The following is a 20,520-nucleotide window of genomic DNA, read 5'->3' on the forward strand; positions in this document are numbered from 1 at the left end:
CAATCGCAACTGACCCGCGTCTCGGAACACCCCCACCATCCTTACAGCAGTCCTGACCGCAACCTCTCAATCGCCCTCCTGAGGGAGGGGGGGGCGATGCCCGGACTGCGCCGGGCGGTTGCACCCAGGGTCAAACCTCACGCGCCAGCCGGCAGGAGAAAAGCTACTCCGCCGCCTCCGCGTAATCCTCCAGCGGCGGGCAGGTGCACACGAGGTGCCTGTCCCCATGCACGTTGTCCACCCGGTTCACCGGCGGCCAGTACTTGTCCACCCGGAAGGCCCCCGGCGGGAAACATCCCTGCTCGCGCGTATAAGGACGGTCACCCCAATCGGTCACCAGGTCCTCCACCGTATGCGGCGCGTTCTTGAGCGGGTTGTTCTCGCGATCCATCTCGCCCCGCGCCACCGCTTCGATCTCTTCCCGGATCGCCAGCATCGCGTCGCAGAACCGGTCCAGCTCTGCCTTGGTCTCGCTCTCGGTGGGTTCGATCATCAGCGTCCCCGCCACCGGCCAGGACATCGTCGGCGCGTGGAAACCGCAGTCGATAAGCCGCTTGGCCACATCCTCGACCGTCACGCCCGCGCTCTCCTCGAAGGGCCGCACGTCGATGATGCACTCATGCGCCACCCGCCCCGTCGGCCCCTTGTAGAGCACGTCGTAAGTCCCTTCCAAACGCTTGGCGATGTAGTTGGCGTTCAGGATCGCCACCCGCGTCGCCTGCGTCAGCCCCTCGCCGCCCATCATCAGGCAATAGGCCCATGAGATCGGCAGCAGCGAAGGCGAGCCGTAAGGCGCCGCCGACACCGCATTGCCGCCCTCGTTCGGATGCCCCGGCAGATGCGGAATGAGATGCGCCTTGACGCCAATCGGCCCCATGCCGGGCCCGCCACCGCCATGCGGAATGCAGAAGGTCTTATGCAAGTTCAAATGGCTCACGTCACCGCCCAGATCACCGGGGCGGCTTAGCCCCACCATGGCGTTCATATTGGCCCCGTCGATATAGACCTGCCCGCCGTGCTGATGGGTGATCTTGCAGACCTCCGTCACCGTCTCCTCGAACACCCCGTGGGTCGAGGGATAGGTAATCATGCAGCCCGCAAGGTTCTCCCCAGCCGCTTCCGCCTTGGTGCGGAAATCCTCCAGATCGATATCCCCGTTCGCCGCCGATTTCACCACGACAACCTTCCAGCCCACCATCTGCGCCGACGCCGGGTTGGTGCCGTGCGCGCTCATCGGGATCAGACAGATGTTGCGATGCGCCTCGCCATTGGCGGCATGATAGCCCGCAATGGACAAAAGCCCTGCGTATTCCCCCTGCGCCCCCGAGTTGGGCTGCATCGAAATCGCATTATAGCCCGTGATGTCGCACAGCTTGGCCGACAGATCGTCGATCAACTCCTTATAGCCAAGCGCCTGATCGGCGGGGACATAAGGATGCATCAGCGAAAACTCCCGCCAGCTGACCGGCATCATCTCGGCGGCCGAATTGAGCTTCATCGTGCAGGACCCCAGCGGGATCATCGCCCGATCCAGCGCCAGGTCCCGGTCCGCCAGACGCCGCATATACCGCATCATCTCCGTCTCGGCCCGGTTCATGTGGAAAATCGGGTGCGTCAGGTACTCGGAGGTCCGGATCAGCTTTTCCGGCATGTGATAGTGCGGCGTATAATCCTTGTCCTTTCGGTCAATCCCGAAGGCCCGCCAGACCGCCTCGATCGTCGCGGGCTTGGAGCGTTCATCCAGCGTGATCCCGATCCGCGTCTCGCCCACCCGGCGCAGGTTGATTCCCTCGTCCACAGCCGACTTCATCACAGCGGCCTGCAAGGGCCCCACCTCAACGGTGATCGTGTCGAAATAGCTCGCAGGCCGCACCTCGAACCCCGCCTGCTTCAGTCCCTCCGCCAGCCGCGCTGTCTTGCGGTGAATGCGCTGCGCAATCGCCTTCAACCCCTCGGGGCCGTGGAACACCGCGTACATCGACGCCATCACCGCCAGCAAAGCCTGTGCGGTGCAAACGTTCGACGTCGCCTTCTCCCGCCGGATATGCTGCTCGCGGGTCTGCAAACTCAACCGGTAGGCCCGGTTCCCGTGCGCGTCAATGGACACCCCCACGATCCGCCCCGGCATCGACCGCTTGTAGGCATCCTTGCAGGCCATGTAAGCCGCATGCGGCCCGCCATAGCCTTCGGGCACCCCGAACCGCTGGGTCGATCCCACGGCGATATCCGCGCCCATGGCCCCCGGCTCCTTCAGAAGCGTCAGCGCCAGCGGGTCCGCCGACACCACGCCAATCGCCTGCGCGGCATGCAGCGCCTCGATCTGCGGCGTGAAATCGCGCACATGCCCGTAGGTGCCCGGATACTGGAAAATCGCGCCAAAGACGGCGCTCGCATCCATCTCCTGCGGATCACCGACAATCACCTCGATCCCCAGGGGTGCTGCCCGCGTCTTCATCACCGCGACGTTCTGCGGATGACAATCCTGATCGACAAAGAACGCCTTCGCTTTCGACTTCGCCACCCGCTGCGCCATGGTCATGGCTTCCGCGCAGGCCGTCGCCTCGTCGAGAAGCGAGGCATTGGCCACCTCCAGCCCCGTCAGATCGCAGATCATCGTCTGGAAGTTCAAAAGCGCCTCCAGCCGCCCCTGCGAAATCTCCGGCTGATAGGGCGTATAAGCGGTGTACCACGCCGGATTCTCAAGGATATTCCGCTGGATCGCCGGCGGCGTCACCGTCCCGTGATACCCCTGCCCGATGAGCGAGGTCAGCACCTTGTTCTTCGACGCCGTGATGCGCATGTGCTCCAGCACCTCGCGCTCCGACATCGGCTTGCCGAAATCAAGACTGCCTTCCATCCGGATGCCCTTCGGCAGCGTGTCGTCAATGAGATCGGCAAGCGACTTGGCCCCGACGACCTTGAGCATATCCGACATCTCCGCCGGTGACGGCCCGATATGCCGCCGGTTGGCAAAATCATAAGGCAGGTATTCCGTCGGTTTGAAGGTCATCGCGACACTCCCTCATCTTTCCAATTCTGATCCAACTGCTACCCCGGCGCACCGGGCGAAACGAAGCGCCACGGCAAGCGCTTCACTTTTCCAATACAACTCATCCATAGAAGCCACCGCGCGCTCAGGCGATGAATTTCTGGTACGCCGCCTCGTCCATGAACTCTTCAAGCTGGCTGGGATCGCTGATCTTCATCTTGAAGAACCACGCCTCCCCCTGCGGGTCCTCGTTGACCATGCCGGGGTTGTCCGCCAGCGCCGAATTCACTTCCGTGATCTCACCGTCCACCGGGGCCAGGATATCCGACGCCGCCTTGACGGACTCGATCACGACGACCTCGTCGTCCTTGCTGACGGTCGTGCCCTCCTCGGGCAGTTCCACGAACACCACGTCCCCCAACTGCTCGGCCGCGTGGATGGTAATGCCCACCACCATCTCGCCGTCTTCCTCACGCAGCCACTCATGTTCTTCGGTAAATTTCATATGGTCTTCCCCGTTGGTCTATCTTTTGAAGTTCGCCGCCACAAAGGGCAGCTTCGCCACGCTCAGGGGCAGACGCTTGCCGCGCACTTCGCCCCAAAGCGGTGTTCCGATGGCGGCATGATCCGCCGAGACGTACCCCATGGCAACAGGTCCTTCGACCGACGGGCCAAAACCGCCCGATGTCACCCGGCCGATGAGACTGCCGCCCTCGGCAGAATCGAAGAGGTCCACCCCCTCGCGCATCGGCGCGCGTCCCTCGGGCAACAGCCCCACGCGCTTGCGCGCCACGCCCTCTGCAAGGGCCGCCAGCACCACGTCGGCACCGGGAAATCCCCCCTCCCGCTCACCGCCCGCGCGCCGCACTTTCTGCATCGCCCATGTCAGCGCCGCCTCCACGGGGTTCGTACCCGTGTCGATGTCATGGCCATAAAGGCACAGCCCCGCCTCCAGCCGCAGCGAATCGCGCGCGCCAAGGCCGATGGGGGCGACACCCTCCTCGGCCAGCAGCAGTTGCACCAGGTCCTCCGCCTGCCCCTCGGGCACCGAAATCTCGAAACCGTCCTCCCCCGTGTAGCCCGAGCGCGAAGCCCAGACGTCGATGCCACCGAGCGAAAGATCGGCCACATCCATGAAAGCAATCCCCGCCGCCCGCGCGTCCATCCCCTCGATGACCGCAGCGGCGCTCGGCCCTTGCAGCGCGATGAGCGCCCTGTCGGTCAGCTCCCGCACCTCTACCTCCGGAGAAAGCGAAGAGCGCATGCGCGCCACGTCCGCCTCTTTGCAGGCCGCGTTCACCACCACGAAAAGATCGTCGCCACGCCGGGCGAACATCAGGTCGTCCTCGATCCCGCCCGCGTCATTGGTGAAAAACCCGTAGCGCTGCCGCCCGTCCCCAAGGCCCAGCACGTCCTGCGGCACGAGGCGTTCAAAGGCCAGCGCCACCGCCTCCCACGATGCGCCAGACAGGATCACCTGCCCCATGTGGCTCACGTCGAAAAGCCCCGCCTGCGTGCGCGTGTGCAGGTGTTCCTTCATCACCCCCATGGGATATTGCACCGGCATCTCGTAACCGGCAAAGGGCACCATCTTGGCGCCAAGGTCCACGTGCAGATCGTATAGCGGTGTGCGTTTCAGCGCATCCATCCGGTTTGCCTCCCCCGTTCAAACCGGCTCCCTGACGGGATCGAACCGGCACCATAGCACCGCACAAGCGGCCCAAGATGCCCCCTCTGTCCTTTCGCCTGAGATCGTTATCCCTTCGGCGGGTGCCCTTGCGGCACCACTCTCCAGAGTGTCGATGCAGACCGCGGTCCCTTGGGCCTGAGAGTTTCCGGGGCGGTTGCTCCTTCGGCATCGGCAAAGCCGATTCTCCCGTGGTCTGGGCATCTTGGTAGGCTGTGGCCCGCGCCCTCGTCAAGCGTCCTTGTCCCCGTCCGCGAAGTTTGCTTTTAAGCCTGCGCAACCAGAGCAAACCCGGCAGGCATGACACCCTACTTCTTCGGCTACGGCAGCCTCGTGAACGTCGACACCCACAGCTACGGCAACACGCACCCCGCGCATCTGCGCGGCTGGCGGCGCGCCTGGGTGCGCTCGCCCAATCGCGAAACCGTGTTTCTCTCGGTGCATATGGACGGGCACAGCGTGATCGACGGGCTCATCGCCGCCGTTCCAGATGCCGACTGGGCGGCCCTCGACCTGCGCGAGGCAGGCTATGCCCGGCTCTCCTCGGGGGGCATGGTGCACCACGCTCTCGATCCCGCGCCCGAGGTCGAACACTACGCGGTGCTGCCCGAAAACATCTGCCAGGACGGCGATCACGTCATCCTGCTCAGCTATCTCGACGTGGTCGTTCAGGGCTTCTACCGCGTCTACGGAGAGGACGGCGTGCAACGCTTCTTCGACACCACCGACGGTTGGGACACCCCCATCCTGAACGACCGCGCAGACCCGCGCTATCCCCGGCACAAACTGCTAACCGCCCATGAGACGGCCCTCGTCGACCACCACATCGCGCGGCTATCGGCGCGCCTGAAATAGCGTCATCAGTCGCCCCTCGCGCCCGAACAACTCCTGCCTGGCGCGCTCCGGCGTGCCGCCCCTTGCGATCACCCGCAGCGCCAGCACCCAGGCGACGATGCCGAACACCACGCCCGCCAGCGCCTGCCCGATCAGCACGCCCGGTGCCCCACCCAGCGCCGATCCGACCCAGACCAGCGGAATGAGCGCCACCGCATTGCGCCCCCAGTTGGTGAAGGTCGACAGGAACGGCTGACCGAGGTTGTTGAACGCCGCATTCGCGACGAAAAGCACGCCCGGAAAGAAAAACGCCAGCGCCAGCGGCCCGCAGAACAAATAGATCAGGTCCCGCGTCAGCCCGTAAGCGCCGAAGAGGTCCGCAATCGCTCCGCGCGCGAGGAACAGCAGGGCCGAGACCAGCAAGATTACGATCCCCACAAACCACACCGCCGCGTTGAACCCCCGCCGCACCCGATCCATATCCCCCGCCCCGAAATTCTGCCCGATGATCGGCCCCACCGCCCCCGACAGCGCAAAGATCACGCCAAAGGCCACCGGGATCAGCCGCCCGACAATGGCCATCCCCGCCACCGCTTCCTCGCCATAACCTGCCATCTCTCGTGTCACATAGGCCTGCCCCACGGGAGTGGCGATCTGCGCAAGGATCGCGGGGAAGGCAATGGCAAGGATAGGGCTGAGGTCCCGCAGCATACCCAAGGGCCGGGGCCGCGTGATCCCGCCGTAAATCTTCACGATCGGCCACAACGCAATGCCGCAGATCACGAACCGCGCGATCACGCTGGCAATCGCCGCCCCGGTCAACTCGAGGTTCAGCCCGAAGATCAGAATGGGGTCCAGCACCGCGTTCACCACCCCGCCCGAGATCGTCGCCATCATCGCCCGCCGCGCATCCCCATGCGCGCGCAGCACCGCGCCGCCCATCATGCCGACAATCAGGAAGGGCATCGACGGCACGATGATCTGCAGGAAATGCACCGCCAATGCTGCCGTCTCTCCCGTCGCCCCAAGCAATGCGACCAAGGTCTCCAACGACAGCCAGACCGCCGTCGCGAAGACGGCAGCAAACAGAAACCCGTAAGCCAGCGCATGGGTCGTCCGCTCCCGCGCCTCGTCTCCCGCGCCCAAGGCACGCGCCACCAGTGCGCCCGCCGAAATCGCAAGGCCAATGCCGAACGACGTGGTGAAGAACAGGATCGCCCCGGCATAGCCCACCGCGGCGGCCAGCTCCGACTTGCCCAGCATCGAGATAAAGATCATGTCGACGAAATCGACAATAAACACCGCCATCAGCCCGATGGAGGCCGTCAGCGACATGACGGTCACATGGCGAAACAGGTTACCGCTCAGGAACTTCGCTTCAGCCATTGGTTCTCCGGGTGCTGAAAAGCTCTCCGGGCAAAAGCCTCAACAGGAAGAGCCGTCCATAGCTTAACGCCTTCCAGCGCCGGACCACCAGCCACAAAAGCCGAAAGCTGCGTCCCTAGCTGCTCTCGCTGTTGGGACGCACCCGCGCGGCGGTCTTGTTGGCAAAGGCCTCCAGCCGCGCACGCGCGTCGGGCTGGGTGTTCACGATGCCCCCGACAAAGGCCTCGGCATAGGCCGCATCCATGCCGGACATGTTGTTCATGTGGCTCACGGCTGAACAGATCGCGAAATTCGTCAGCGGCAGGTTCTGGGCCACCTTGTCGGCCAGCTCGTAAGCCTTGTCGAAACTACCGCCATCCTCGACGATATACTGCGCCAGCCCCAGGTCGACCGCCTCCTGCCCCTGATAGACGCGGCCCGTCAGGATCATGTCGATCATCCGGTATTTGCCGATCATGTCCGACACCCGGATGGTGGCGCCGCCGCCGGTAAATATGCCCCGCTGCCCCTCCGGCAGCGCGAAATAGGTGCCGGGGTCGATCACCCGCACATGCGCCGCACTGGCAAGCTCCAGCCCCCCGCCCACAACAGCACCTTTCAGCGCGGCGATGATCGGCACGCCGCCGTATTCCATCTTGTTGAACGCCTCGTGCCAGCGCAGGCAGACATGCATGAACTCATCCGGGCTGCGGTCCGCCTGCCAGTGCTCGACCAGATCGAGCCCCGCGCAGAAATGATCGCCTGCCCCGGCCAGCACGACAGCCCTGACACCCGCCATCCGCGCGCCGCTAAAGAAACGGATCAGTTCCTCGATCGTAGCCACATCCAGCGCATTGCGCTTCGCCGGGCGGTTCAGCGTGACGACGTAAAGGCCATTATCCCGCTCCGAAATCGCAAGGTTTTCATAGGTTTCCGGGTTGACGACGTCATGCATTGTCTCTTCCTTTCGGGATTTCCAGCCAAGGCGTTTCTCTGTCACCTGTCGCTCTGCGCAGTTTTATTCGAAGACAAACCGTAGGGCTCACCCCCGCGCCTTCACCACCTGCAACAGAGGCATCACTCCCGCCATCTCCGGCCCGCTCTCCTGCCCCGTCAGGGCCAGCCGCAGCGGCCGGAACAACCCGCGCCCCTTGCGCCCGGTCTTGTCCTTGACCGCCGAGGTCCAGCTTGACCACGTCTGGTCGTCAAACGGCATCTCGGGAAGCAGTGCCATGGCCTCCGTCACGAACTCCCGGTCCTCATCCGCGATAACCGGCTCTGCCCCGTCGCGGAACATCGCCCACCAGCCCTTGAGGTCGTGCAGCGTCTCGATATTCTCGCGCGTCACCGACCAGAAGGCCTCGGCCTTCTCCTCCGGCACCCCAAGGCCCGCGATCCACTGCGCGACATCCTTGTAATCCCGCGTCTGCAGATAGCGGCCCGTGAGCGGGAACAGGTCCTTCACATCGAACTTCGTCGGTGCCGAGCCGAATTTCGACAGATCGAACCCCTCGATCAGGCTCTCCATGTCCGTGCGCAGCTCCACCGGGTCCGACGACCCCAACCGCGCCATCAGGCTCAGCAGGGCATAGGCCTCCACCCCCTGCTCGCGCAGATCACGCAGCGCCAGGGTGCCCAGCCGTTTCGACAGCGCCTCACCCTGCGGGCCGGTCAGCAGCGAATGATGCGCAAAGGACGGGTGATCGAACCCTAGCGCCTGCATGATCTGGATTTGCGTCGCCGTATTGGTCACATGGTCCGAGCCGCGCACCACATGCGTCACCCCCATCTCGGTATCGTCGACAACGCTTGCCAGCGTATAAAGGATCTGCCCATCGCCCCGGATCAGCACCGGGTCCGACACACTCGCCGCGTCAATCGAGATATCCCCGAGAATCCCATCATGCCACTCGATCCGGTGCTGGTCGAGCTTGAAGCGCCATACACCATTCCCACGCTCGGCACGCAGCTTGTCCTTCTCCGCCTCCGACAGGCTCAGCGCCGCCCGATCATAAACCGGCGGCTTGCCCATGTTCAGCTGCTTCTTGCGCTTCAGATCCAGCTCCGTCGGCGTCTCGAAGGCCTCGTAGAACCGCCCCATCTCGCGCAGCTTGTCCGCCGCCTCGTGGTACTTGTCCAGCCGCTCCGACTGCCGCTCGACCCGGTCCCAGTGCAGCCCCAGCCAGTCGAGGTCCTGCTTGATCCCGTCGACGTATGCCTCCTTGGACCGCTCCGGATCGGTGTCGTCGATCCGCAGGATGAACGTGCCCCCCGCCTTGCGCGCGATGAGGTAATTCATCAGCGCCGTGCGCAGGTTGCCGACGTGGATATAACCCGTGGGCGAAGGGGCAAAACGGGTGACGGTCTGGGACATAAGCATCGACTCCTCGTAGTCGGGGTGAAGTGTCACAGGGCAGGGGAATTGTCCAGCGGAGGGGCAGCCGCAGGCAGCTACGAAACGTCGGGCAAAGTTTGGTTTTGAGCCAATTCATGACATGAGGTGCAGTCCGGGTATCGACCGACCTAGAGCGTGTTTGGAGCGATCGAGCGGCGCTCGACATCCCCTGAAATTCGGAAGTCAATTCTGATTGATACGTTGCAAAATCGCCCTACCGGGGGGAGTCGGGCGATGCCCGGACTACGCCGGGCGGTTTCACTTGTGAGAATCGATCCGAAAGACTCGGCAGGCAACAAAGTCCGCCTATCGGACAGATCCCCCTCAACTCCCCTTCACCTCCCACCGTTTCCCCAAATCTTCCAGCCCCGCCCGCACCAGTTCCACCAGCACATCCATATCCGCATCCTCCAGCTTGTTTAGATAGAGACACGACTTCCCCTTCGTGTGCTTTCCCAACCGCCCAAGGATATCCCCGAAATCCGCATATCCCGGCATGATGTAGATCGACAGCTTGGCTTTCCTCGGCGCGAAACCGGTGGCGAACCACGTCCCCGACCGGCCCGAGGCATAGGTGTAGTCATAGCTGCCATAGCCCAGCATCGAGCCGGACCACAGCACTGGGGCCCAACCCGTCACCTCACGGGAAAACGCATCGAGCCGCAGGGCCTCCGCGTGCCTGCGTGGCGGCGCCACCGCCGCCAGAAATGCCTCAACCTCCGTCATGCGTCCTCCCGCTAACGAAAAAATGATCGCCCACGACCCCAGGCTGACTTGGCGTCAAGCAAGTCCACCCTACCATAGCCGCGTTCATTCCGCAGAAAGGACCGAAAATGACCCTGAACACCAAGATCACCCGCCGCGCCGCGCTGGCCGGTGCCGCCGCCCTCCCCCTTGCTGCCACCGCCACAAGCCTGCGCGCCTCTGCGCCGATGCAGGGAATGTCCATCGCCCCCTATCAGCGCGTCAAGCTGGGTGGCTATGACGTGACCACCATCCTTGCCGGCACCGCCACCCGCCCCGAGCCGCAGACCATCTTCGGCATGAACGTGGATGCCGACACCTTCAACGAGGTCTCCGCCGCCGCCCACCTGCCCACCGACGCCGCTCAGTTCTTCTTTACCCCCACCGTGGTGAACACCGGGGCCGAACTGGTGCTTTTCGACACCGGCCTCAACCCCGACGGCACGCTCGCCGCGCTTCAGGCGGCGGGCTACAGCGCTGATCAGGTCGATATCGTGGTCCTGACCCACATGCACGGCGACCACATCGGCGGCCTGATGCAGGGCGACGCCCCGACCTTCGCCAATGCCCGCTATGTCACCGGCCAGGCCGAGTACGACCACTGGGCGGCAGCAGGCAACGAAGGTTTTGACGGCAAGGTTAAGCCGCTCGCCGACAAGATGACCTTCCTCGGCGACGGCGGCTCTGTGGCCTCGGGCATCACCGCCATGGCGGCTTTCGGCCATACGCCGGGCCACATGAACTACCTCATCGAATCCGATGGCAAGCAGCTCTACCTCGGTGCCGATTTCGCCAACCACTACGTCTGGTCGCTCGCGCACCCGGACTGGGAGGTAAAGTTCGACATGGACAAGGAAGCTGCCGCCGCCACCCGCCGCCGCGTGCTCGACATGCTGTCCGCCGACGCGATCCCCTTCGTGGGCTACCACATGCCCTGGCCCGCCTTCGGCTACGTCGAAAAGAACGGCGACGGCTACGCCTACGTACCGCACAGCTACCAGCTGCTGCTCTAAGCCTTTGTTGACCGGGCAGGGGCGGCGAAAGTCGCTCCTGCCCCGTCACCTCGCCCGGACGGCCCGTCCCCTAGCCCAGATCGACGTTCCAGCCGCCGGACAGATCAATGTGCCGGACCGAGCATTCCGCGATCAGGTCTTCGTACCCGGGCGGCAGGAAAGACACCTGCCAATCCGCGTCAAAGCGCTGCTTCACGGCATCGAGGTCCTTCCAGAAAGACGAAAAGACGACGTAATCCTCGTCACTCTCAACGCCGCCGCCAAAGAAGTACCCCAGGTTGCCCGGCTCACCCTGCACGACCGCTGCCGAGGTTGTCGCGAACTTTGCAAGCAATTCGGCGGCGCACCCCGGCTTGGTCTGCACCTGAAACAGCCTGAGGATTGGCCCGCCCCCGCCTCTTTCGGTATTCGTTCTAGCCATCCTTCATCCTCGCTTTGCCAGTTTCGGGATCGGACAGGCGGCAATCCTAATGCGGTGTACCCTGTGCCCATCCAATCGCATCCTCAAGCCTGTCGTCATCCCAGAACATGTCGTCCCCGACAACGAAACTCGGCGCGCCGAAAATCCCCAATTCCCGCGCACGGTCGGTGGCCTGCCTCAGGGCGGCCTTGGTATCGTCCTGCTGCGACCGGGCAAGCCAGTGATCGGCGTCCCCCCCCTGCCCCGCGAGAACCTCTCGCAAGACCGCGACATCCGATATGTCCTGCCCCCGCGCGAATTGCGCCGCGAAGACATCGCGCGCGAAAGCACCGCACCATGGCTCCTGCAGCGCTGCTGTCATGACCCGCGCGGCCTGCAGGCCGTTGGCGGGGAATGTCCCGGGACGTGCGAATGGCAAGCCAAAGTGCGCCGCGCGCCGCTCCATGTCGCGCCACATGTAAGCCCCTCTAAGCCCGTCAGTCACGAAGGGCGACGTTTCCATCCCACGGTCACGAAAGATCGGACCCAGCAGAAAGGGCCGCCAAAGGAAATCAACGCCCGCCTCTTCAAGCAGCGCAGGCGCGCGGCAAACCGTCAGGTAGGAATAAGTGCTGGCAAACTCGAACCAGATTTCGACCTTCATGCTCTTCTCACGTTGACGACGAAGCGACCGAAATCAGAGCGACAGGCAATGAATACCCCTGTTGCGCGGGTCATCCCCCCTCGCTCAGCGCCCCGTTCTCCCACTCGCCGCTGGCCTCTTCGCCCGTGGCATAGCGCATCGTCCCCGCGCCCTGCCGCTTGCCGTCTACGAAGGTCCCCTCGTAGACATCGCCGTTGGCATAGGTCGCCGTCCCCTGCCCCTCGATCTCGCCCTCGGACCACTGACCCTCGTAGCGGAACCCGCTGGCCATCTGGATCGTGCCGTTGCCGTTGCGCTGCCCGTTCAGGAACTCACCCTGGTAAACCGTTCCGTCCGGATAGGTCGCCGTGCCCATCCCGTGACGCTGTCCATCCTTCCAGCCGCCCTCGTATCGGTAGCCGTCGGCATAGGTCATCACCCCCTGCCCGTCATTGCGCGCGTTCACAAAGCCGCCCTCGTAAACGACACCATTGGGATAGGTGGCACGCCCCTGCCCCTCGATCACCCCGGCCTTCCACTCGCCCTCATAGGTCGAGCCATCGGGATAGGTGATCTTGCCCTGCCCGTCTGCCAGATCGTTCCGGAACTCCCCCTCGTAAACCGAGCCGTCAGGATAGGTCACCCGCCCCTGCCCCTCGATCTGCCCGGCGACCCATGAGCCGCTGTAGACATAGCCATCGGTGCCGGTGAACGTCCCCTGCCCGTCGCGGCGGTCATCCTTGAACGCTCCCTCGTAGACATCGCCGTTCTGGTAGATGACCTTGCCCTGCCCCTCGCGGCGGCCGTTCACAAGCTGGCCCTCGTAGACGTCCCCGTTGGGCTGCGTCAACTTGCCCGTCCCGTCGATCTGCCCGTCCTTCCATAGACCCACGTAGATCAGCCCGTCCGGCATGGTCAGCGTCCCGCTGCCGCTACGCTTGCCATCGGTGATCTCGCCCTCATAGACCGCACCATCGGGGTAGGTGATCGTCCCGACCCCCTGCTTGACGCCGTCCACCCAGTCGCCCTTGTACTCATACCCGCCGGGGCTCTGCATGACGCCCTTGCCATGGTGCTTGGCATTGCGGAACTGGCCCTCGTAACGCACCCCATTGGCATAAAGCGCGATGCCCTGCCCCATGATCGCACCCGCCTGCCACTCGCCTTCATAGGTGCCGCCATCGGCAAAGGTGATCTTGCCGAACCCATCCGGCTTGCCCTTGTCGAAATTCCCCTCGTAAACCGACCCGTTGGGAAAGCGCGCCACGCCCTCGCCCTTGATCTCGCCCTCGACCCACTGGCCGGAATATTCGTAGCCATTGGGCAGCTTGTAGGTCCCCTGCCCATGCTGGAGCCCGCCCCGGAAGGTGCCCTCGTAAATGCCGCCATCGTCGTATTGCTTGGTCAGCACCTCGCCGTCCTGCGCCAGCGCTTGCAGCGGCAGAAGCAACAGACAGACCAGTCCAGCGCGCAGATACATCTTTTGAAACCCACCCATCAGCATCGAAAAACGTCTCAGATCAGCCTAAGCGTAGGGGCGAAGGGGGGCAATGTCTTTTGAAAACAGGTCCTTCCCCATGGCGGGAACCAGCCCCGCGCCTGCGGCCCAACGCCCCAATCCCCCTTTTCCCCCGGGCACGATCTGCTACATGGCATGCAGGACAATGCACAAGGGCACCCCATGGCAGACCGTTTCCGCATCACCCTGGGCCAGCTGAACCCCACCGTCGGCGATCTGGCGGGCAACGCCGCCCTCGCGCGCGAGGCATGGGAGACAGGCAAGGAGGCAGGCGCGGACCTCGTCGCCCTGCCCGAGATGTTCATCACCGGCTACAACGCGCAGGACCTGGTGATGAAGCGCGCCTTCCAGCTCGACGTGATGACGCACATCGAACAGCTGGCCGCCGATTGCGCCGACGGCCCCGCCCTCGCCATCGGCGCGCCGTGGGCCGAAGGCACCGAGCTTTTCAACGCCTACCTCATCCTCAAGAACGGCAAGATCGCCAGCCGCGTGCTCAAGCACGAGCTTCCGAACGAAACCGTCTTCGACGAGGTCCGCATCTTCGACAGCGGCCCCCTCGGAGGCCCCTACTCCGTCGGCAACACCCGTATCGGCAGTCCCATCTGCGAGGACGCCTGGCACCCCGAGGTCTCCGAAACCCTCGCCGAGACCGGCGCGGAATTCCTCCTCGTCCCCAACGGCTCGCCCTACTACCGGGGCAAGATGGACACCCGGATGAACATGATGGTCGCCCGCGTGATCGAAACCGGCCTGCCGCTCATCTACCTCAACATGGTGGGCGGGCAGGACGACCAGGTCTTCGACGGCGGCTCCTTCGGGCTCAACCCCGGCGGCAAGCTTGCCATGCAGATGCCCGCCTTCGACGCCATGATCCACCACGTCGACTTGGAGCGCACGCCAGAGGGCTGGCGCATCACCGACCAGCCCCTCGCCACTTTCCCCGACGATTACGAGGCCGACTACCGCGTCATGGTACAGGCCCTGCGCGACTACATGGGCAAGACGGGTTTCAACAAGGTCCTCCTCGGCCTCTCGGGCGGGATCGACAGCGCCATCGTCGCAACCATCGCCGCCGATGCGCTGGGGCCCGAGAACGTGCGCTGCGTCATGCTGCCCTCCGAATACACGTCTCAAGCCTCGCTCGACGACGCCAAGGCCCTCGCGGAAAATCTCGGCTGCCGCTACGACTTCGTCCCGATCACCGAAGGCCGCAAGGCCATCACCAACACCCTCGCCCCCCTCTTCGAAGGCCGCGAACCGGATCTCACCGAGGAAAATATCCAGTCTCGCCTGCGCGGCCTCCTGCTCATGGCGCTCAGCAACAAGTTCGGAGAGATGCTCCTGACCACCGGCAACAAGTCCGAGGTCGCGGTGGGCTACGCCACGATCTACGGCGACATGGCGGGCGGCTACAACCCGATCAAGGACCTCTATAAGACCCGCGTGTTCGAAACCTGCCGCTGGCGCAACGCCAACATACGCGACTGGATGAAAGGCCCCGAGGGCGCCGTGATCCCCGAGAACATCATCACCAAGCCCCCCAGCGCCGAACTGCGCGCCGATCAGAAGGACAGCGACTCGCTCCCCGACTATCCGATCCTCGACCCGCTTCTCGATATCCTCGTCGACCAGAACGGCTCCATCGCTGACTGCGTCGCCGCAGGCTTCGACCGCGAGACGGCCAAGAAAGTCGAACACCTGATCTACATCTCCGAATACAAGCGCTTCCAGTCCGCCCCCGGCCCGCGCCTGACCAAGGGCGCCTTCTGGCTCGACCGCCGCTATCCCATCGTCAACCGCTGGCGCGATCCCAGCGGCTGATGGAACCGGTCCTCGTCCGCATCAACCGCCGCCGCTGCGTCCTGCTCGAGACGCTTCTGGCTGCAATCGCGGTTTTCGTCCTCTGCCTTGTCGCTTTCCCACTCTCCATCGGCATCTTTGACTGGCTGATCGCAGCAGGCCTGCTGACCGCCGCCTTCTTCGGCTGGTTCGCGCTCTACTTCTTCGCCCTCGCCCGCCGCAATGCGGTCGCCCTGCGCATGGATGACAAAGGCATTTCCGGCTACTACGTCGATCCGGTCTCATGGGCCGACATCGCGGAGGTGCGCGCCTTTCAGGATTCGCGGCGAAACGGTTTCCTCGGCTTTGCACTCAAAGACCCCGTCGCTTTTCGTGATCGCCAGACTCCGTGGCGGCGCCTGAGGTCCTGGAGCCTTGGCAGGCAGAACGGCGTCCATCAGGTCGTCCCCGAGATGGTGCTGGCAGATGTGACCGTCGTCGAACTGGCCGAGACCGCCCGTCATTTCCTCGCGACCCACCGCCCCTGACCGCCACAGCCCGCGCCACCTCCGCCCTGCCGGGCGCACCCCCTCGCTTCATCTTTCCACTACAACTCCACTCCCGCCCTCACCACGCGCGCAACGTCAGGCAGTCACGCCCCACACCGAAGTGACTTGCCGAGCGCGCGCCGCCGCGCCATCCTCCCCCCATGCGCTTGCTCCTCGCTCTCCTCCTCACTCTCGCCACCCCCGCACTCGCCTGTGGCCCCGACAGCGACTGCCCGGTCGGCGACCGCATCTACCGCATCGCCATGCCCGAGGGCTGGGACGGCAACAGCATGGTGCCCGCCGTCGTCTGGTCCCACGGCTATCGCGGCTCGGCCGCGGGCGTGATGCGCAACGGCTCGATGCGCCGGATGCTGTCCGACGCGGGCTATGCGCTTATCGCCGCGCAGGGCGTAAACGGCTCCTGGGACCTGCCCTTCGGCCCCCGCACCTTTGACAGCACCGGCGCGGCCGAGTTCGCCTATTTCGAGGCCGTCCTGGAAGACGCCGCCCAGAACCACCACATCGACCCCGCGCGCATCATCGCGTCGGGCTTTTCGGCGGGCGGCATGATGGTCTGGAATCTCGCCTGCGCGCGCCCCGGCCTCTTCGCGGGCTTCATCCCCTATTCGGGCACCTTCTGGCTGAAACCGCCCGACGCCTGCGCCGCGCCCGTGGCCAGCATCGTCCACATCCACGGCACGCAGGACGAAACGGTCCCGCTCAAGGGTCGCCCCATCGGCGAGACCCATCAGGGCGAAGTCGAAGAGGCCCTTTCCATGTACGAGACATTCGGCGGCTTCGGAGCGTCGGCCTACTACAAGATCGGCCCGCTGACCTGCCGCAATCGCAGCAACGCCGGGGGCGAAACACTGCAACTCTGCCTTTTCGAGGGCGGCCATTCCTTCCGCACCGAATTCCTAGGCCACGGGATCAACGAACTGGTCGAGGCAGGGCAGCTTTAACCAAACCTTTCGGCGAACCCCCGTTCCCCCCTGTCCGAGAACCGCACCACCCGCGTCCCCTCGACCCGCTCGGCCCAACCCATCTGTTGCATCCGCGCCAGCAAAGCGCGTCCCAAGCTCCCCGCCAGATGCGTCTCACGCGCCGACCAGTCGAGGCACGACCGGCAGAGCGGCGCCTTCCCCCGGCTCAATCCGTCGACGTCGATCCCGAAGTCGCGCAGGAAATCCGCACCGCCGTCCGTGAGCGTCACCGCCTCGCCGTTCTCTACAACCACACCGCGCGCCAGCAGACCGCGATACATTGCGATCCCCTTCTCCCCCGCCAGATGATTGTAGCAAACCCGCGCCTCGCGCAGTGCCGCATCCTTCGGCCCGGTCCGTGTCCGAAGATGCCCCGCACCCGCCGCAAGCCCCATCAGCGCCTCCAGCACGTGCCCCACGTCATCGCCCGCCAGCCGGAAATACTTGTGCCGCCCCGACTTGCGCATGGCGATCAGCCCGCCACCTTCCAGCTTGGCCAGGTGCGCGCTCGCCGTCTGCACGGTCACGCCCGCCTCCGCCGCCAGCTCGGTCGCGGTCAGGGCTTTCCCGCTCATCAGCGCCGTCAGAATATTGGCGCGCGCGGGATCACCGATCAGCGCCGCGATGCGGGAGATATCAGGACCTTCTTTCATACTTCGATGCTAGCCGAAGCATCCACGCCGATCAATCCGCTAAACCAGGGCCAGCAAAGACAAGGAGACACCCATGCTGACCTGCATCATCCGCTACCAGATCGACCCCACCAAGAAAGCGCAATTCGAGCAATACGCCCGGAACTGGGGCCAGGCCATCCCCCGCTGCGGTGCCGACCTCATCGGCTATTACGCCCCGCACGAAGGCTCCTCCACCCTCGCCTACGGCATCTACAACATCCCCAGCCTCGCGGAATACGAAGCCTACCGCGCCCGCCTCGCCGCCGATCCGCTGGGACAGGAAAACTACGCCTTCGCCCAATCCGAAAAGTTCCTCTTGCGCGAAGACCGCACCTTCCTGAAACTCGCCTCCGCCCCACATGGAGACCCCGCATGATCGCCGTCATCTTCGAAGTCCTGCCCCACCGCGACCGCAAGGGAGAATACCTCGACATCGCCGCCGACATGCGCCCCATGGTGGACGAGGTCGAAGGCTTCATCTCGGTCGAACGCTTCCAAAGCCTGACGAACCCCGACAAGCTCCTGTCGCTGTCCTTCTTCGAGGATGAAGAGGCCATCGCCCGCTGGCGCAAACTCGCCGCGCACCGCAAGGCGCAGGCCAAGGGCCGCGCGGGCATCCTCACCGACTACCACCTGCGCATCGCCCATGTGATCCGCGACTACGGCATGTTCGACCGCGAGGAGGCGCCTGCGGATAGCCGCGCCTCACACGGCTGACGCTCAGGCTCTCTCGCGCCTGCGCAACAGGAACATCCAGAGCCCGCCCACCACTTTCAGCGTGGCAAGCAAGGCGAGCGCGCTCAGCGCAATCTTCGACATGCTCTCCATCGTCCCGTCGATCAGCAGCGCATGCACCACGCTGCCCGCCACCACGACCAGCGCCAGCCCCGTATGCCCGAACCGCCAGACGCGGGGCCGCAGCCCCAGCTTCTGCCGCCCCAGCGCCAGCACGGCGGCGGTGAAGATCGCCCACATGGCGATCACACCCCAAACCGAAAACGGCGTCGGCGACCGCAACAGCAGCGCGTCCACCACGTCCGGCGGGCTTGTCACCCACAGCCCCGCCACGTGCACAACGACAGCAACAACCAACCCGAGCCCGACAAACCCATGCGCCCGCCGCCCACGTAGCCCCTCAAGCCCCGGCAACAAACCACCGGCCAGCAACGGCTGCACCAGCAAAAGCACCATGCCCAGCACCCCGGCAAAGCCCGCCACGATATAGACCGGCTCCCGCCACGCCAGCAGCGGTGACCCCGCCGCCAGCCCCAACGGCACCAGCACCACCAGCGCCAGCGCGCCCCAGATCAGCAGCCTGCGGGCCATCGCCGCCGCAATCTCACACAGGCTTCAGAACGAAATGCGCCGCCAGCGTCGTATCCTTGGGGCTGTCCATCACCGGCCGCAGGAACACCGTCTCGAACCCTTCGCTATCAAACGCCAGATGCCCGTGCGCCTGCCCAAAGGCCGGCACGATCTGCGGCATCTCCAGCCGGAATTCCCCGTTGGCATCCGTCAACGTCGCCCCGTGGCTCTGCGGATCACGCTCATGCCCCTCGGTCGTATGCGCCCAGATCTGGATACGCTGACCCGCCAGCGGCATCCCGTCGCCCGCGCGCCGCACGGTCCCGGTCATCCAGAACCCGCCGCCACCGATCCGCTCCACGATAGGGGCACCGGGGCGATAGTTGTTGGCCCCGCCCCGCAACGTCGGCGTCGGCGTCACCCCCGCCGCCCGCGTGGGCAGGCGCAGGCCAGAGGTGCCGGTCAGCGCCAGCGCACCGGCACCGGCAAGAAAGGAACGGCGAGCGGGAAACTTGATGGACATGGATTGAACTCCTCATCTCGCGCCGGGCCGGGCCAACCCGTCCTGCGGGCGCGTGCACAGAATAACACAGGCATTTACTCGGGAGAAAAGCTAAGGCAGGCCCGGCGAGGGATGAACATCTGCTCACGGGGTTGTTACCCCCTTGGCACCAATCCGCCCGTGCCATCTTGCCGCAGCGCCCGCCGGGGCAACACGGTCACATCCGCGTCCGATCCCTACATTCGCGCCTATCAATCACGCCGCGCATCGGCTAAGAAACCGGACCTTCTGACATCAGCGGCTGATCTCAATGACCAAAGTCTTCACCACCACCCGCGAATTGCGCTTCGGCGACTGCGATATCTCGGGCACCGCCTATTTCCCGTCGTACCTCGACCTGCTGAACGGCGTGAACGAGGAGTTCTGGGCACACATCGGCTATCCCTGGCACGAGATCATCTGGAAGGAGCGCTGGGGCACGCCCACCGTACACCTCAGCTGCGACTTCTCGGTGCCGTCCTACTTTGGCCAGACACTCACCTTCGATCTCCGCGTCGTGCGCGTCGGGCGGTCCTCGGTCACGCTCAAGCACGAAATCAGCTGCGAAGGCGAGAAGCGCTGGAACTCCACGCAGGTGCTGGCGGCCTCTGACCTCGACAAGCACACCTCGGTGCCTTGGCCGGACGAGGTGAAATCCACGCTCGATGAGTGGCTGACGGCGGACTAGGCTGAACGCCCCGAGTCGGGGGCGTTTCCCATACTCAACCAGTGCAAGGGATTCGGTTCGCCTGACCCAAAAACTGTTCGTTATGTCGATCGGAAGCCCGACGGCGGACAAGCCCTGCCAAAATGTCGCAGCCCGTCGAGAAGGGTATTGCCGATCAGAATGTATACTTTTGTATACATTGAGTGGCGGCCGCATGAGACCACGCATGCAGCAATCTACAGAAATCATTCGAAAATTTTTCCGAGTGTAATTTTATTAACGAAAACTCTACTGTTTTGGACCAGAAATTTACAAAAAAACGCTTCTCCCGGCATGTCCCGGGCACAGAACTTTACAACTGCCTGTAATGTCCAGCCTCAGCAGCTGCCGGTTCCATCAACGATCGTCCGGTAGCGCAATGCGAGGAGGAC

General features: G+C 64.4%; 21 protein-coding genes and 1 riboswitch. Of the genes, 8 read left to right on the top strand and 13 right to left on the bottom strand.

Annotation, left to right across the window (positions count from 1 at the left end; genetic code table 11):
- Positions 1-163 precede the first annotated feature (163 nt).
- The 3 genes from gcvP to gcvT all read right to left on the bottom strand — a co-directional run bounded on the left by gcvP (position 164) and on the right by gcvT (position 4,637).
- A complete protein-coding gene (gcvP, locus tag AB2B41_RS16340; RefSeq protein WP_367878883.1) occupies positions 164-3,010 on the bottom strand; it encodes an aminomethyl-transferring glycine dehydrogenase in 2,847 nt (948 codons plus the stop codon).
- A 124-nt stretch (positions 3,011-3,134) separates the two neighbouring features.
- On the bottom strand, positions 3,135-3,494 hold the full coding sequence (gene gcvH, locus AB2B41_RS16345) for a glycine cleavage system protein GcvH (RefSeq protein ID WP_367878884.1): 360 nt from the start codon (positions 3,492-3,494) through the stop codon (positions 3,135-3,137).
- A gap of 18 nt (positions 3,495-3,512) precedes the next feature.
- Positions 3,513-4,637, bottom strand: coding sequence for a glycine cleavage system aminomethyltransferase GcvT (gcvT, locus tag AB2B41_RS16350; RefSeq protein WP_367878885.1), 1,125 nt, complete (start codon positions 4,635-4,637; stop codon positions 3,513-3,515).
- A 154-nt stretch (positions 4,638-4,791) separates the two neighbouring features.
- Positions 4,792-4,878: riboswitch (glycine riboswitch) on the bottom strand.
- A gap of 98 nt (positions 4,879-4,976) precedes the next feature.
- Here gcvT and AB2B41_RS16355 point away from each other — a divergent pair.
- Entirely contained in the window at positions 4,977-5,531 is a 555-nt protein-coding gene (locus tag AB2B41_RS16355) for a gamma-glutamylcyclotransferase family protein (protein ID WP_367878886.1), read from the top strand.
- Here the strand turns inward: AB2B41_RS16355 and AB2B41_RS16360 are convergent.
- The 4 genes from AB2B41_RS16360 to AB2B41_RS16375 all read right to left on the bottom strand — a co-directional run bounded on the left by AB2B41_RS16360 (position 5,511) and on the right by AB2B41_RS16375 (position 9,996).
- Positions 5,511-6,896, bottom strand: coding sequence for an MATE family efflux transporter (locus tag AB2B41_RS16360; protein WP_367878887.1), 1,386 nt, complete (start codon positions 6,894-6,896; stop codon positions 5,511-5,513). The genes AB2B41_RS16355 and AB2B41_RS16360 overlap by 21 nt on opposite strands.
- A 115-nt stretch (positions 6,897-7,011) precedes the next feature.
- Positions 7,012-7,830 (bottom strand): methylthioacryloyl-CoA hydratase, encoded by an 819-nt coding sequence (gene dmdD, locus AB2B41_RS16365; protein ID WP_367878888.1) that lies wholly within the window; start codon positions 7,828-7,830, stop codon positions 7,012-7,014.
- An 87-nt stretch (positions 7,831-7,917) separates the two neighbouring features.
- On the bottom strand, positions 7,918-9,249 hold the full coding sequence (gene gltX, locus AB2B41_RS16370) for a glutamate--tRNA ligase (protein ID WP_367878889.1): 1,332 nt from the start codon (positions 9,247-9,249) through the stop codon (positions 7,918-7,920).
- Positions 9,250-9,594: 345 nt separating this feature from the next.
- A complete protein-coding gene (locus AB2B41_RS16375) occupies positions 9,595-9,996 on the bottom strand; it encodes a DUF1801 domain-containing protein (RefSeq protein WP_367878890.1) in 402 nt (133 codons plus the stop codon).
- 107 nt (positions 9,997-10,103) lie between these two features.
- Between AB2B41_RS16375 and AB2B41_RS16380 the strand changes: the two genes are divergently transcribed.
- Complete coding sequence (locus AB2B41_RS16380) at positions 10,104-11,027, top strand: MBL fold metallo-hydrolase (protein WP_367878891.1); 924 nt, start codon at positions 10,104-10,106, stop codon at positions 11,025-11,027.
- 70 nt (positions 11,028-11,097) lie between these two features.
- On the opposite strand, the gene AB2B41_RS16385 is transcribed toward AB2B41_RS16380, so the two are convergent.
- From AB2B41_RS16385 to AB2B41_RS16395, 3 genes are all read right to left on the bottom strand, one after another.
- Entirely contained in the window at positions 11,098-11,448 is a 351-nt protein-coding gene (locus AB2B41_RS16385) for an antibiotic biosynthesis monooxygenase family protein (RefSeq protein WP_367878892.1), read from the bottom strand.
- 46 nt (positions 11,449-11,494) lie between these two features.
- Complete coding sequence (locus tag AB2B41_RS16390; RefSeq protein ID WP_367878893.1) at positions 11,495-12,091, bottom strand: 2-hydroxychromene-2-carboxylate isomerase; 597 nt, start codon at positions 12,089-12,091, stop codon at positions 11,495-11,497.
- Positions 12,092-12,161: 70 nt separating this feature from the next.
- Complete coding sequence (locus tag AB2B41_RS16395; protein WP_367878894.1) at positions 12,162-13,550, bottom strand: MORN repeat-containing protein; 1,389 nt, start codon at positions 13,548-13,550, stop codon at positions 12,162-12,164.
- Between the two features lie 201 nt (positions 13,551-13,751).
- On the opposite strand from AB2B41_RS16395, the gene AB2B41_RS16400 reads away from it, so the two are divergent.
- From AB2B41_RS16400 to AB2B41_RS16410, 3 genes are all read left to right on the top strand, one after another.
- Entirely contained in the window at positions 13,752-15,413 is a 1,662-nt protein-coding gene (locus AB2B41_RS16400; RefSeq protein WP_367878895.1) for an NAD+ synthase, read from the top strand.
- Complete coding sequence (locus AB2B41_RS16405; protein WP_367878896.1) at positions 15,413-15,919, top strand: hypothetical protein; 507 nt, start codon at positions 15,413-15,415, stop codon at positions 15,917-15,919. Before AB2B41_RS16400 ends, AB2B41_RS16405 begins: the two co-directional genes overlap by 1 nt.
- Positions 15,920-16,080: 161 nt before the next feature.
- Entirely contained in the window at positions 16,081-16,881 is an 801-nt protein-coding gene (locus AB2B41_RS16410) for a CE1 family esterase (RefSeq protein WP_367878897.1), read from the top strand.
- On the opposite strand, the gene AB2B41_RS16415 is transcribed toward AB2B41_RS16410, so the two are convergent.
- Entirely contained in the window at positions 16,878-17,555 is a 678-nt protein-coding gene (locus tag AB2B41_RS16415) for an ArsR/SmtB family transcription factor (RefSeq protein WP_367878898.1), read from the bottom strand. The two genes, AB2B41_RS16410 and AB2B41_RS16415, sit on opposite strands and share 4 nt — an antisense overlap.
- Before the next feature lie 73 nt (positions 17,556-17,628).
- Here AB2B41_RS16415 and AB2B41_RS16420 point away from each other — a divergent pair, with 73 nt between their 5' ends.
- A complete protein-coding gene (locus tag AB2B41_RS16420; protein WP_367878899.1) occupies positions 17,629-17,952 on the top strand; it encodes an NIPSNAP family protein in 324 nt (107 codons plus the stop codon).
- Entirely contained in the window at positions 17,949-18,293 is a 345-nt protein-coding gene (locus tag AB2B41_RS16425) for an antibiotic biosynthesis monooxygenase family protein (protein ID WP_367878900.1), read from the top strand. Before AB2B41_RS16420 ends, AB2B41_RS16425 begins: the two co-directional genes overlap by 4 nt.
- A 3-nt stretch (positions 18,294-18,296) precedes the next feature.
- Here the strand turns inward: AB2B41_RS16425 and AB2B41_RS16430 are convergent, their stop codons facing one another.
- Positions 18,297-18,902 carry a ferric reductase gene (locus tag AB2B41_RS16430; protein ID WP_367878901.1) on the bottom strand — a complete coding sequence of 202 codons (606 nt, stop codon included), beginning with the start codon at positions 18,900-18,902 and terminating at the stop codon, positions 18,297-18,299.
- Between the two features lie 13 nt (positions 18,903-18,915).
- A complete protein-coding gene (locus AB2B41_RS16435) occupies positions 18,916-19,404 on the bottom strand; it encodes a peptidase associated/transthyretin-like domain-containing protein (protein WP_367878902.1) in 489 nt (162 codons plus the stop codon).
- Between the two features lie 289 nt (positions 19,405-19,693).
- Between AB2B41_RS16435 and AB2B41_RS16440 the strand changes: the two genes are divergently transcribed.
- Positions 19,694-20,110, top strand: coding sequence for an acyl-CoA thioesterase (locus AB2B41_RS16440; protein ID WP_367878903.1), 417 nt, complete (start codon positions 19,694-19,696; stop codon positions 20,108-20,110).
- The last annotated feature ends 410 nt before the right edge of the window (positions 20,111-20,520 follow it).

Origin of the sequence: Sulfitobacter sediminis (assembly GCF_040811725.1) — a bacterium.
Classification (GTDB): Bacteria; Pseudomonadota; Alphaproteobacteria; order Rhodobacterales; family Rhodobacteraceae; genus Sulfitobacter; species Sulfitobacter sediminis.

Excerpts from the sequence above, each read along its gene's own strand:
- gcvP (WP_367878883.1), bottom strand. The coding sequence starts at position 3,010 with ATGACCTTCAAACCGACGGAATACCTGCCTTATGATTTTGCCAACCGG.
- gcvH (WP_367878884.1), bottom strand. The coding sequence starts at position 3,494 with ATGAAATTTACCGAAGAACATGAGTGGCTGCGTGAGGAAGACGGCGAG.
- gcvT (WP_367878885.1), bottom strand. The coding sequence starts at position 4,637 with ATGGATGCGCTGAAACGCACACCGCTATACGATCTGCACGTGGACCTT.
- AB2B41_RS16355 (WP_367878886.1), top strand. The coding sequence starts at position 4,977 with ATGACACCCTACTTCTTCGGCTACGGCAGCCTCGTGAACGTCGACACC.
- AB2B41_RS16360 (WP_367878887.1), bottom strand. The coding sequence starts at position 6,896 with ATGGCTGAAGCGAAGTTCCTGAGCGGTAACCTGTTTCGCCATGTGACC.
- dmdD (WP_367878888.1), bottom strand. The coding sequence starts at position 7,830 with ATGCATGACGTCGTCAACCCGGAAACCTATGAAAACCTTGCGATTTCG.
- gltX (WP_367878889.1), bottom strand. The coding sequence starts at position 9,249 with ATGTCCCAGACCGTCACCCGTTTTGCCCCTTCGCCCACGGGTTATATC.
- AB2B41_RS16375 (WP_367878890.1), bottom strand. The coding sequence starts at position 9,996 with ATGACGGAGGTTGAGGCATTTCTGGCGGCGGTGGCGCCGCCACGCAGG.
- AB2B41_RS16380 (WP_367878891.1), top strand. The coding sequence starts at position 10,104 with ATGACCCTGAACACCAAGATCACCCGCCGCGCCGCGCTGGCCGGTGCC.
- AB2B41_RS16385 (WP_367878892.1), bottom strand. The coding sequence starts at position 11,448 with ATGGCTAGAACGAATACCGAAAGAGGCGGGGGCGGGCCAATCCTCAGG.
- AB2B41_RS16390 (WP_367878893.1), bottom strand. The coding sequence starts at position 12,091 with ATGAAGGTCGAAATCTGGTTCGAGTTTGCCAGCACTTATTCCTACCTG.
- AB2B41_RS16395 (WP_367878894.1), bottom strand. The coding sequence starts at position 13,550 with ATGTATCTGCGCGCTGGACTGGTCTGTCTGTTGCTTCTGCCGCTGCAA.
- AB2B41_RS16400 (WP_367878895.1), top strand. The coding sequence starts at position 13,752 with ATGGCAGACCGTTTCCGCATCACCCTGGGCCAGCTGAACCCCACCGTC.
- AB2B41_RS16405 (WP_367878896.1), top strand. The coding sequence starts at position 15,413 with ATGGAACCGGTCCTCGTCCGCATCAACCGCCGCCGCTGCGTCCTGCTC.
- AB2B41_RS16410 (WP_367878897.1), top strand. The coding sequence starts at position 16,081 with ATGCGCTTGCTCCTCGCTCTCCTCCTCACTCTCGCCACCCCCGCACTC.
- AB2B41_RS16415 (WP_367878898.1), bottom strand. The coding sequence starts at position 17,555 with ATGAAAGAAGGTCCTGATATCTCCCGCATCGCGGCGCTGATCGGTGAT.
- AB2B41_RS16420 (WP_367878899.1), top strand. The coding sequence starts at position 17,629 with ATGCTGACCTGCATCATCCGCTACCAGATCGACCCCACCAAGAAAGCG.
- AB2B41_RS16425 (WP_367878900.1), top strand. The coding sequence starts at position 17,949 with ATGATCGCCGTCATCTTCGAAGTCCTGCCCCACCGCGACCGCAAGGGA.
- AB2B41_RS16430 (WP_367878901.1), bottom strand. The coding sequence starts at position 18,902 with ATGGCCCGCAGGCTGCTGATCTGGGGCGCGCTGGCGCTGGTGGTGCTG.
- AB2B41_RS16435 (WP_367878902.1), bottom strand. The coding sequence starts at position 19,404 with ATGTCCATCAAGTTTCCCGCTCGCCGTTCCTTTCTTGCCGGTGCCGGT.
- AB2B41_RS16440 (WP_367878903.1), top strand. The coding sequence starts at position 19,694 with ATGACCAAAGTCTTCACCACCACCCGCGAATTGCGCTTCGGCGACTGC.